Annotated in this window: 7 protein-coding genes; 2 read left to right on the forward strand and 5 right to left on the reverse strand. The window is 72.9% G+C overall.

The annotated features are described in order from the left end of the window. Positions 1 to 18 precede the first annotated feature (18 nt). On the reverse strand, positions 19 to 3,219 hold the full coding sequence (locus ACIPM1_RS04210; RefSeq protein ID WP_402428661.1) for a tetratricopeptide repeat protein: 3,201 nt from the start codon (positions 3,217 to 3,219) through the stop codon (positions 19 to 21). 196 nt (positions 3,220 to 3,415) lie between these two features. Here ACIPM1_RS04210 and ACIPM1_RS04215 point away from each other — a divergent pair, with 196 nt between their 5' ends. Beyond that, on the forward strand, positions 3,416 to 5,500 hold the full coding sequence (locus ACIPM1_RS04215) for a thioredoxin domain-containing protein (RefSeq protein WP_402428664.1): 2,085 nt from the start codon (positions 3,416 to 3,418) through the stop codon (positions 5,498 to 5,500). A gap of 7 nt (positions 5,501 to 5,507) precedes the next feature. Here the strand turns inward: ACIPM1_RS04215 and ACIPM1_RS04220 are convergent, their stop codons facing one another. The 3 genes from ACIPM1_RS04220 to ACIPM1_RS04230 are packed head-to-tail and all read right to left on the reverse strand — an operon-like array spanning position 5,508 to position 7,650. After that, on the reverse strand, positions 5,508 to 6,239 hold the full coding sequence (locus tag ACIPM1_RS04220; protein ID WP_402428667.1) for a Mut7-C RNAse domain-containing protein: 732 nt from the start codon (positions 6,237 to 6,239) through the stop codon (positions 5,508 to 5,510). 33 nt (positions 6,240 to 6,272) lie between these two features. After that, positions 6,273 to 6,911 (reverse strand): TetR/AcrR family transcriptional regulator, encoded by a 639-nt coding sequence (locus ACIPM1_RS04225; RefSeq protein WP_402428670.1) that lies wholly within the window; start codon positions 6,909 to 6,911, stop codon positions 6,273 to 6,275. 25 nt (positions 6,912 to 6,936) lie between these two features. After that, positions 6,937 to 7,650, reverse strand: a complete 714-nt coding sequence (locus ACIPM1_RS04230; protein WP_356189473.1) for a hemolysin III family protein — start codon at positions 7,648 to 7,650, stop codon at positions 6,937 to 6,939. A gap of 278 nt (positions 7,651 to 7,928) precedes the next feature. Here ACIPM1_RS04230 and ACIPM1_RS04235 point away from each other — a divergent pair, with 278 nt between their 5' ends. Beyond that, entirely contained in the window at positions 7,929 to 9,752 is a 1,824-nt protein-coding gene (locus tag ACIPM1_RS04235) for a phosphoenolpyruvate carboxykinase (GTP) (RefSeq protein WP_402428673.1), read from the forward strand. A 220-nt stretch (positions 9,753 to 9,972) separates the two neighbouring features. Here ACIPM1_RS04235 and ACIPM1_RS04240 read toward each other — a convergent pair whose 3' ends face one another. Continuing rightward, a complete protein-coding gene (locus ACIPM1_RS04240) occupies positions 9,973 to 11,478 on the reverse strand; it encodes a DUF2079 domain-containing protein (protein ID WP_402428676.1) in 1,506 nt (501 codons plus the stop codon). Between the last annotated feature and the right edge of the window lie 32 nt (positions 11,479 to 11,510).

Consider the following 11,510-nt stretch of genomic DNA (forward strand, 5'->3'; position numbering starts at 1 on the left):
GCCGGGGCCGGTGACCAGTCACCGGTCCGCCGGCACCGCCACCCCCATCACTTCGCGGGCGTGCCGGTCCGGCACCATGCCCAGGCGCCAGGCCTGCCAGCCCGCCTCCAGGGTCACCCCGCGTTCCAGGAGGAGCTGGTAGGCCTCCAGGTAGTCGCCGAGCTTGCCGTCGCGCGCCGGGTGGCCGTCGCGGGCGAGCCGGGACAGCTCCTCCTGGGCCACCGCCGTCCCCACCTCCACCCCGCCCGGGGCCGCGTACGGCAGCAGGGTGCAGCGCAGGAAGCGGGCCCAGTCCTCGCCGCGGTGGTCGCCGTACGACGCGAAGAGGGCCGCCGCCTCGTCGCACAGCCCCAGCGCCTGCTGGGTACGGGCGTTGCCCGCGTCGACCACGGCCAGCTCCAGGCACGTCCAGGCCTCGCCGTGGGCGACGCCGATGCGCTGGAAGTCGGCGCGGGCGTCCACCAGCAGTTGCCGGGCGAACCCGGAGTTGCGCAGCGAACCCGTCTGGGCCGCCCGCTGGTCCCGGGTCACCCGGGCCGAGTGGTGACGGGCGCAGGCCAGACCGTAGACGTCCCGCATCCGGGAGAACATCGTGCGGGACCGCTCCAGTTCACGGACCGCCTGGTCGAGGGTGCCGGTCTCCTCCAGCGCCTGCCCGAGGTAGTACAGCGTCCACGCCTCGCCGCGCGCGTCCTCGTTGTCGCGGTGCCGGGCCGCCGCCAGACGCAGGCCGTCCACCGCCTCGGAGGCGTCCCCGGCCACCAGCCGGGCCCGCGCCAGCTGGGTCATGGCCCACGCCTCGCCGCGGGCGTCACGGGTGCGTCCGTAGCGGTCCAGGGCCTCCCGCAGGTCCGCCTCCGCGCGCGGCACGTCGTCCCGGCGCAGGGCCAGCTGCCCCAGCTGGAAGTGGGCCCATGCCTCGCCGTGCACCGAACCGCCCTCCCGGTGCAGCACCAGGGACCGGTTCAGCAGGTCCAGGGCCTCCGCCAGGCGGCCCCGGTCGCGCTGCACCGCCGCCAGCGCGTGCATCGTCCAGGCGCGGTCGGTCGCCAGCTCCGGCGCGGCCTGGATCTCCAGGGACTCGCGCAGGCGGGCCGCCGCCTCGGTGAGGTTGCCCTGGTGGTGCAGGGTGATGCCGAGGGAGGTCAGGGCCCGCGCCGCGCCCGCGTCGTGGTGGGCCTGGAGGTACAGGTCCACGACGGAGGTCAGCGTGGTGCGCGCCTTGTCCAGCTCGCCGAGCTGGCGGGCCGCGATGCCGGTGCGCCACTGCACGGAGCGGACCAGCAGGCCCTGGTCGACGGCCTGGGTCAGCTCGCTGATCTCGCCCAGCCGGTACAGGTCGCCGCGCAGCAGGCAGTAGTCGCACAGCGCGCCGAGCAGGTTCAGCACGGCCGCCTGGTCCACGCCCTCGGTGTGCCGCAGGGTCGAGGTGATGAAGCTCGACTCGTCGTCCAGCCAGCGCAGCGCCTCGTCGAGGGAGGTGAAGCCGTGCGGGCTGAAGCGGTCCGAGCGGGTGGACATGTTGCCGTCGACCAGCCGCAGCACCGAGTCGGCGAGCTCGGCGTAGTTCACGATCAGCCGCTCCTGCGCCGCGGTCCGCTCGGCGGGGTCCTCCTCGTCCAGCAGCCGGGCCTGGGCGAAGGCGCGCACCAGGTCGTGCAGTCGGTAGCGGTTGCCCCGGACGTGGTCGATCAGGCCCGCCCGGGCCAGGGCCGCCAGATGCCCGCTCGCCTCCGCCTCGTCCGCCGCCACCAGCGCGGCGGCCGCGGCCGCCCCGAGGGAGGACCGGCCGGCCAGGGCGAGCCGCCGCAGCAGCCGCCGGGCCGGCTCCGGCTGGTCGGTGTACCGCAGCCACAGCGCCCGCTCGACCGGCTCCACCGGGCCGTAGGCGCCGAGATCGGTGGCCAGCCGGCGCGGCGAGCGCGGGCCGAGGGAGGAGCCCGCGATGCGCAGCGCGAGCGGCAGTCCCCCGCACAACTGCCGGACCTTCTCAGCGGATTCGGCGTCGTACGGTCCCGAGGTGTCCTGCGCGGCCGCGTTCAGCAGTTCCTCCGCGCCCGCCGCGTCCAGTGCCTCCACCGGCAGCTGGTGCACCCAGGCGGGCAGGTCGGCGGGCAGGTCCAGCGGGGTGCGCGCGGTGACCAGGATCAGGCTGTCGGAGCGTTCGGGCACCAGGGCGCGGACCTGCTCGGGGTCGGAGGCGTCGTCCAGCACGATCGTCACCGGCAGGTCGGTCAGGTGCTGGTGGTACAGCTCGCTCAGCCGCTTGACCTGCTGGTCGGGGGAGGAGCGCTCGCGGAAGAGCAGTTGCTCGCGGGGCGCGCCGAGCCGGTTCAGCAGGTGCAGCAGGGCGTCGCGGGTGGGCAGCGGCGGTTCCTCCGGGCTGGCACCGCGCAGATCGACGACGACCGCCCCGCGGAACTGGTCCTTCAGGTCGTGCGCGGCGCGGACCGCGAGGGCGCTGCGCCCGGAGCCGGGCTCGCCGTGCAGGACGACCACCGTCGGCCGGGTCCGCGTGCTCGCGCGGGCCGTCTGCATCCACTGCCGGATCCGCGCCGTCTCCTGCCGCCGTCCGGCGAACACGCCTGACGACTCCGGGAGTTGCCCGAACGACTGCTCCAGGACACTGCGCCGGCGGGCCGCCGCGCTCTTGTCCGCGCCGCGCAGCCGGGGCGCCGTCCTCTTCGGCGCGGTGGAGGCGCTGAGCACCCTCTGCTGGTCGAGGAACGGGCGGATGCCGCGCACCTCCAGCGCGGTGAGCCACTGCAGCCGCAGCTGCTCCGGGCCGCCGGGCTGGCCGGCCGCACCGGCGCGGTGGTGCGCCGCGGGCAGGTGGGCCGCGGTCACCCTCACGACGGTGGCCGCCGCGGCGACGACGCCGACGGTGACGCCCGCGCCGACGGCGGTGCCCGCGCCGGTGCCCAGCGCGAGGTCGGCGACGGCGGCGGCGAGCGCGGCGACGGCGGCGACCAGCAGGGGAGTTCCGGTGCCGTCCCGGGCGTACCGCTGGGCGAAGGTCAGCTGTCCGGCCGCCGCCTCGTCCAGGGCGCGCGTGTAGGCGTCGTACTCCTCGGCAGCCGACTCCGCCATGCCGTCCAGCGCGGCGCGCGCCCGGGAGAGCAGCACGCCGCCGTCCACCCGGCCGCCCGACCGCCGTACCTCCTCCTCCACGGCCCGCGTCAGCAGCCGCTCGGCATCCGCCCGATGAGCGTCCCGCATGTCCCGTCCCCCTCCGGCCACAACTCCTTTGCCCACGAGTGTCCTTCGGCACGGCCGCGAGCGCGAGAGGGCGACGATCAACGCCTCGGCCCCGGCGGCCGGCCGGCCCGTGGCGGCCCGGGGAGGGGCCGGCGGGGACGGCCGGGCGGCGGTCACGTTCCGTGCCCGTGCGCGGCGGGTGGGGCAGGATGGGGGTATGGCGAACCGACTGGCCCACGAGACGTCCCCCTACCTGCTCCAGCACGCCGAGAACCCCGTCGACTGGTGGCCCTGGTCGGGCGCGGCCTTCGAGGAGGCGCGGCGGCGCGACGTCCCCGTGCTGCTGAGCGTCGGGTACAGCAGCTGCCACTGGTGCCATGTGATGGCCCACGAGTCCTTCGAGGACGAGGCCACCGCGGCCGTCATGAACGAGAACTTCGTCAGCGTCAAGGTCGACCGCGAGGAGCGCCCCGACGTCGACGCCGTCTACATGGAGGCCGTGCAGGCGGCCACCGGGCAGGGCGGCTGGCCGATGACCGTCTTCCTCACGCCCGACGCGGAACCCTTCTACTTCGGTACGTACTTCCCGCCGGACGCCCGGCACGGGATGCCGTCCTTCCGGCAGGTCCTGGAGGGCGTCCGCCAGGCCTGGGCCACGCGCCGGGACGACGTCACCGACGTCGCCCGGAAGATCGTGCGGGACCTGGCCGGACGCGAGCTGACCCACGGCGGCGGCCGGGCGCCGGGGGAGGAGGAGCTCGCCCAGGCCCTGCTGGGCCTCACCCGCGAGTACGACCCGCAGCGCGGCGGGTTCGGCGGCGCGCCCAAGTTCCCTCCGTCGATGGTGATCGAGTTCCTGCTGCGCCACCACGCCCGCACCGGCTCCGAGGGCGCTCTGCAGATGGCGCGGGACACCTGCGAGCGCATGGCCCGCGGCGGCATCTACGACCAGCTCGGCGGCGGCTTCGCCCGCTACTCCGTCGACCGCGACTGGGTCGTGCCGCACTTCGAGAAGATGCTGTACGACAACGCCCTGCTGTGCCGGGTCTACGCCCACCTGTGGCGGGCCACCGGTTCCGGGCTCGCCCGCCGTGTCGCGCTGGAGACCGCGGACTTCATGGTGCGTGAACTGCGCACGGACGAGGGCGGGTTCGCCTCCGCGCTCGACGCCGACAGCGAAGAGGAGGCGCCGCGCGAAGCGCGTCCTGGGAAGGGTGGTGGCGGGCGACGGGAGGGCGGGACCGGCAGGCACGTCGAGGGGGCGTACTACGTCTGGACTCCGGACCAGCTGCGCGAGGTCCTCGGGGAGGACGACGCCGAACTCGCCGCCCGCTACTACGGTGTGACCGAGGAGGGCACCTTCGAGCACGGCTCCTCGGTGCTCCGGCTGCCGGAGGGTGAGGGCGTGTCCGACGCGGAGCGGGTGGCCTCGATCAGGCGCCGTCTGTTCGACAGCCGCGCGCGGCGGCCCGCCCCGGGCCGCGACGACAAGGTGGTCGCCGCGTGGAACGGGCTCGCGATCGCCGCGCTCGCCGAGACCGGCGCGTACTTCGACCGCCCGGACCTGGTCGAGGCCGCGGTCGGCGCGGCCGATCTCCTGGTCCGGGTGCACCTGGACGAGCACGCGCGGCTGTCCCGCACCAGCAGGGACGGCCGGGCCGGCGCGAACGCGGGCGTGCTGGAGGACTACGCCGACGTCGCCGAGGGCTTCCTCGCCCTGGCCTCGGTCACCGGCGAGGGCGTCTGGCTCGACTTCGCGGGCCTGCTCCTGGACCACGTCCTCACCCGGTTCACCGACGACTCCGGCGCCCTCTACGACACCGCCGCCGACGCCGAGGAACTGATCCGCCGGCCTCAGGACCCCACCGACAACGCCACCCCCTCCGGCTGGACCGCCGCCGCGGGCGCCCTGCTCGGGTACGCGGCCCACACGGGTTCCGAGGCCCACCGCACCGCCGCCGAGCGGGCGTCGGGCGTCGTCGCGGCCCTCGGCCCGCGGGTTCCGCGCTTCGTCGGCTGGGGACTGGCCGTCGCCGAGGCACTGCTGGACGGGCCGCGCGAGGTCGCGGTGGTCGGCCCGTCCCCGCAGGACGCGGCGGCGAAGGCGCTGCACCGTACGGCGCTGCTGGCCACCGCGCCCGGCGCGGTGGTCGCCTACGGGACACCGGACAGCGACGAGTTCCCGCTGCTCGCCGAGCGTCCGCTCGCGGGCGGTGAGCCGACCGCGTACGTCTGCCGCAACTTCACCTGCGACGCCCCGACCGGCGACCCGGAGCGCCTGCGTGCCGCGCTGAGCGGGTGAGGCCGCCTCAGCCGTGGTCGGCGTAGTCGGCGAGGGCGCGCTCCACGATCGCCACGAGCTGGTCGTGGTGGGCGCCCTTCCAGTAGGCGCGCCCGCAGTCGAGGCACTGGGCGAAGACGTCGTAGGTGCGGTGCGTGCCGTGCTCCAGCCGGTCGGCCACCTCGTCCTTGGTGGCCTGCCGCAGGAGCCCGTTGCAGGCGGTGCAGCGGGTCCACGGGCGGAGCTCGGGGCGGAAGCGGTCGAGGACGTCGCGGAGCTGGTCGACGGGGCGGGTGCTGTAGACGAAGGCGCCCGCCCACAGTTCGCGGCGGCGCAGCAGCCCCCGGTCGCGGCTGAGCAGCACCCGCTTCTCGGCCGCCGAGCGGGTGGCGAGGGCCGGGTCGCCGATGTCCGTGGACTCGTAGGCGGCGTCGACGCCGAGCAGCCGCAGCCGGCGGGCGAGCGTGCCGAGGTGGACGTCGAGGAGGAAGCGCAGGGGCGCGCCGGGTACCTCCTGGGGGCGCTCCACGGCGCGTACGCTCACGGTCTCGCCGGCCGCCGGGATGTGCGAGGCCGGCACCTCGTGGCCGTCCACGACCAGCGCGCCGACCTCGGTGAGCGGGACGCCCAGGGACTCCACGACGTGGCCGAGCGTCGAGACGCCGTCGGTGACGACGGGAGTGGCGCCGCCCCGCCGGGTGTGCGGGACGAACAGGCGCAGGCCGGGGTCGAAGCCGACGAGGATCTCGGGACCGTTCACCCGGCCAGGATGGCACGGACGGCGGCCGGCGCCTCAGGTGTTCTTGGCCGGGACGCCGTGTTCGAGGACGGTGAGGGCGCGGTCGACGAGGTCCGCGAGGTCCTCCCGGTGGCCGTGCTCGGCCCAGTACAGGGAGGTCTCCATCAGGGCGCCGATGAGGGACATCGCCCAGACCCGCACCTCCAGCCCGTGCGGGTCGCGGCCGGTGCGCTCGCCGATGGCGGCGCAGAGCATACGGCCGGTGACCGACATGCTCTCCGTCATCCGGGCGCGCACCGCGGGCACCTCGACCATCAGCCGGGTGCGCAGCCGCGCCGGCCCGGGGTCCGTCCCGACACCGAGGCCGACGGCTCGGCGCAGCACCTGGCGGACGGACTCCGTCCACGGCTCGTCCGCGGGGCGGGCGCGCAGCTCCTCCAGGAGGACCCGGTCGTTCTCGTCGGTGAGGACGATGTCCTCCTTGGTCGGGAAGTACCGGAAGACGGTCGACGGCGACACCTCGGCCCGTTCCGCGATCTGCTCGATCGTCGTGGCGTCGTACCCCTGCGCCTCGACGAGTGCGTACGTCGCCGCGCGGATCGCCTCACGGGTCCTGGTCTTCTTCCGCTCGCGCAGGCCCGGCTGCGGGCGGCCGGCGGGAGCGGTGGTGCGGGGGGCCTTCATGGAGGTCATTGTCCGGCATCGGCCGGGCCCGGGGTCAGGCGTGCTGGTAGGCCACCAGGGAGATGCCGACGTAGTGGACGACGAAGGCGGCGAGGGTGAAGGTGTGGAAGACCTCGTGGAAGCCGAACCAGCGCGGTGACGGGTTGGGCCGCTTGATGCCGTAGACGACACCGCCCGCGCTGTACAGCAGGCCCCCGACGATCACCAGGACCAGGACGGCGATGCCGCCCGTGCGCAGGAAGTCCGGCAGGAAGAAGACGGCCGCCCAGCCCATCGCGATGTAGCAGGGGGTGTAGAGCCAGCGCGGGGCGCCGACCCAGAAGACGCGGAAGACGATGCCCGCGGCGGCCGCGGCCCAGATGCCCCACAGCAGCCACTGCCCCTTGGCGCCGGGCAGCAGCAGCATGGTCAGCGGCGTGTAGGTGCCCGCGATGATCAGGAAGATGTTCGCGTGGTCGAGGCGCCGCAGCACGCCGTCCATGCGGGGGCTCCAGTTGCCCCGGTGGTACAGCGCGCTGACGCCGAAGAGCAGGCAGGCGGTGAGGGCGTAGATCCCGCACGCGATCCGTCCGCGGGTGGAGTCGGCCAGGGCGGTGAGCACCAGCCCGGCGACGAGTACGGCCGGAAACATGCCCAGATGCAGCCAGCCGCGGAGCCTCGGCTTGACCGGATGCGGCAGGGAGAGCGCGACCGGACCCCGGCCGGCGGCCGGCGGGTCCAGAGGCGCGTCGGAGGCGGACGCAGTCATGGACGGCATGGTACCTACGCCACCGTAAGTGGCCCATCAGCGCGTTCCGTGACCGGCCGTAACGCAAAAAGTCTTTCAGTCGAACCTTACGTGGACGCAAAGAATCGCGGTAACCGTGGTGTTCCTCACGTTGCTCACCTGTGACGCCCTCTGGACAGATGCGCGCTCTCGTCGGATGATCAAATGAGTGCGGTCGACACCGGATGAGCGGCTACGAAGCATCCGGGTCGCAGCCCCCACGGGGCGACAAGACAAAAATCCCTCATTTAGGAGCAATCGTGGCGCGCGACATCGCGGCTCCCCCCGTCATCCCCACCAACCATCAGGAACTGATCTCGTGGGTGAACGAGATCGCCGAACTGACGCAGCCGGACAACGTGGTCTGGTGTGACGGATCCGAGGCCGAGTACGAGCGCCTGTGCGAGGAGCTCGTCGCGAAGGGCACCTTCCGCAAACTCGACCCGATCAAGCGCCCCAACTCCTACTACGCGGCCTCCGACCCGACGGACGTCGCCCGCGTCGAGGACCGGACCTTCATCTGCTCGGAGAAGGAGGAGGACGCCGGTCCGACCAACCACTGGAAGGCCCCCGCCGAGATGCGGGAGATCTTCGCCGGTGAGCAGGGTGTCTTCCGCGGCTCCATGAAGGGCCGGACGATGTACGTCGTCCCGTTCTGCATGGGCCCGCTCGGCTCCCCGCTGTCCGCGATCGGCGTGGAGATCACCGACTCCGCCTACGTCGCGGTGTCCATGCGCACGATGACGCGCATGGGCCGGCCGGTGCTGGACGAGCTCGGCGACAACGGCTTCTTCGTGAAGGCCGTGCACACCCTGGGCGCCCCGCTGGAGCCGGGCCAGGCGGACGTGCCGTGGCCGTGCAACTCCACCAAGTACATCTCGCACTTCCCCGAGAGCCGCGAGATCTGGTCCTACGGCTCGGGCTACGGCGGCAACGCGCTGCTCGGCAAGAAGTGCTACGCCCTGCGCATCGCCTCCGTCATGGCGCGCGACGAGGGCTGGCTCGCCGAGCACATGCTGATCCTCAAGCTCACCCCGCCGCAGGGCGAGTCCAAGTACGTCGCCGCCGCCTTCCCGAGCGCCTGCGGCAAGACCAACCTCGCCATGCTCGAGCCGACGATCTCCGGCTGGACCGTCGAGACCATCGGCGACGACATCGCGTGGATGCGGTTCGGCGAGGACGGACGCCTGTACGCGATCAACCCCGAGGCCGGCTTCTTCGGCGTCGCGCCGGGCACCGGTGAGCACACCAACGCCAACGCGATGAAGACGCTGTGGGGCAACTCGGTCTTCACGAACGTCGCCCTCACCGACGACAACGACGTCTGGTGGGAGGGCATGACGGAGGAGACCCCGGCCCACCTCACCGACTGGAAGGGCAACTCCTGGACCCCGGAGTCCGGGACGCCCGCCGCGCACCCCAACGCCCGCTTCACCACGCCCGCCTCGCAGTGCCCGATCATCGCGCCCGAGTGGGAGGACCCCAGGGGCGTGCCGATCTCGGCGATCCTGTTCGGCGGCCGGCGCGCCAGCGCGGTGCCGCTGGTGACCGAGTCCTTCGACTGGAACCACGGCGTCTTCCTCGGTGCCAACGTCGCCTCCGAGAAGACCGCCGCCGCCGAGGGCAAGGTCGGCGAGCTGCGCCGCGACCCGTTCGCCATGCTGCCGTTCTGCGGCTACAACATGGGCGACTACATGGGGCACTGGGTCGAGGTGGCCAAGGGCAAGGACCAGTCCAAGCTGCCGAAGATCTACTACGTCAACTGGTTCCGCAAGAACGACGCGGGCAAGTTCGTCTGGCCCGGCTTCGGCGAGAACAGCCGCGTGCTGAAGTGGATCGTCGAGCGCCTGGACGGCAAGGCGGAGGGCGTGGAGACCCCGATCGGCGTCCTGCCGGCGAAGGGCGCCCTGGACACCAAGGGCCTGGACCTGTCGGAGTCCGACCTGGACTTCCTGCTCACCGTCGACAAGGACGTGTGGCGCGAGGAGGCCGCCCTGGTCCCCGAGCACCTCAACACCTTCGGCGACCACACGCCCAAGGAGCTGTGGGACCAGTACCGCGCCCTGGTCGAGCGCCTGGGCTGACGAGCCCGTACGACTCCGCGGCCGGTCGCATGCCCTGACCAGCGATCGTCACGGCCGGCCGCGGTGACAGCACACGAAGAGGCCCCTCGCGCACACCGTTGTGCGCGAGGGGCCTCAGGTGTGCTTACCGCCCCGCACGCCCGCGGTCGCGGCCTTCGCGGTACCGCGGGACATCCGTCCGGCCCCCGGGCGGGACCCGCTGCCCGCCGGCGGCCCAGCCTCACGTCCGGCGGTGGATCAGCACGAAACCGGCCTCCTCGGCCACCAGGCCGTAATGGTGGCCGAGGTCGTAGGCCAGGCGCTGGTGCTCAGCCTCGGCGCTGAGTGGCTGGCCCGGCCAGCGTCGCCAGTTGTCCGGTACCCAGGTGTCCACCATGACCCACTGCGGATCGGGGCGGCTGCCGAGGGAGCCGTAGAGGCTGACGCTCGTGCGGTCGGCGAGCTGGGGCACCAGGTGGTCCGATGCCTGGACCGTGACGCCGTCGGGGATCATGGCGAGCAGTCTGCGGGCGGTGGTCACGCGGGCGTCGGTTCGCCAGGTCTCCGGCTGGAACAGCTGGAACAGAGGGAAACTCGGAAGGATCATGAGGGTGATCGCGGCGGAGGCGGCAAGGTAGCGGCGCAGGCCGGGTCCGCTCGTCCCGCGTCGTACCAGGGCATCGACGAAGGCCGCGAAGACGATGGGCATCAGGACGAGCGAGTAGTGGAAGCTGGTCCCCCAATGCAGGTTGTTGTCCGACGCGAAGCGCCACAGCAGCGTGGGCAGGGCCACCCACAGCAGGGGCGACCGCATCGCCAGGAACACGGTGGGAGCCAGCACGAGGGTGAAGGTCGTCACCTTGGTCTGGGGGGTGACGAGACCGATGGTGGCCTGGTGGAGCATGCCCAGCAGACCGCCGGCACCGCCCGCGGTCGTCCCTTGGCTGCCTACTGGGGAATCCTGCAGCAGCGACCAATAGGCAAAGGAACCATCGGGGTTGAAGGACGGCAGGACCACGAACAGGGCCAGCGCCGTCCCGGTGAGGCCGGCCAGCGCGGTGAACGCTCCGAGCCGGCGGTCGCCTCGCCGGATGATGAGGAGACCGACGACGAGAACCGTGAGTCCGAGGTCCTCCTTCACGAGGAGCAGGGGCAGCGCCCAGCATGCCGCAGCGGTCAGTCGGCCGTTCCCGAGGGCGGTCAGGGAGAACGCCAGGAGGGGAGCGGCGAACGCCACTTCGTGGAAGTCGTAGCCCACCGCGCTCGCGATGCCCCAGGAGAGCCCGTAGCACGCACCGATCACCGCTCCGGCCGGAGCGCCCAGGGCCCGGCGGGCCCAGAGAGCCAGCGGCACGACGCTCACCGCGACGAGCGCGGCCTGGACCAGCAGGAGTGTCTCCGCGCTCCGCCACATCATGTAGAAGGGCGCCACGAGCGCCAGGATCGGAGAGAAGTGATCTCCCAGGACGGGAAAGTCCTGGCCTTTGACCTCGGAGACCGGTAGATGCCCCTCCGCGTAAGAGCGGACGACCTGCTGGAAGATGCCCAGGTCGTAGCCGCTCGTGATCATCCGCTCGTGGAATCGCACCGACACCGCCGCGTACGCCACGAACAGCGCTCCCGCCATGGCCCAGATCCACCACGTGCCGTCGAAGCGGCCCTTGCGCTGTGGTTCGGCCGGCGCAGTCCTCGCGCAATTCTGCTGCTGGACTGGGACTTTTGCGCCGTTGGCGAGCGGTGCTTGCATCGAGAGCCCCTTCGGGAAACCGAGATTGGCAG

Source organism: Streptomyces sp. NPDC086766, assembly GCF_044746005.1.
Classification (GTDB): Bacteria; Actinomycetota; Actinomycetes; order Streptomycetales; family Streptomycetaceae; genus Streptomyces.

Excerpts from the sequence above, each read along its gene's own strand:
- ACIPM1_RS04210 (WP_402428661.1), bottom strand. The coding sequence starts at position 3,219 with ATGCGGGACGCTCATCGGGCGGATGCCGAGCGGCTGCTGACGCGGGCC.
- ACIPM1_RS04215 (WP_402428664.1), top strand. The coding sequence starts at position 3,416 with ATGGCGAACCGACTGGCCCACGAGACGTCCCCCTACCTGCTCCAGCAC.
- ACIPM1_RS04225 (WP_402428670.1), bottom strand. The coding sequence starts at position 6,911 with ATGACCTCCATGAAGGCCCCCCGCACCACCGCTCCCGCCGGCCGCCCG.
- ACIPM1_RS04230 (WP_356189473.1), bottom strand. The coding sequence starts at position 7,650 with ATGACTGCGTCCGCCTCCGACGCGCCTCTGGACCCGCCGGCCGCCGGC.
- ACIPM1_RS04240 (WP_402428676.1), bottom strand. The coding sequence starts at position 11,478 with ATGCAAGCACCGCTCGCCAACGGCGCAAAAGTCCCAGTCCAGCAGCAG.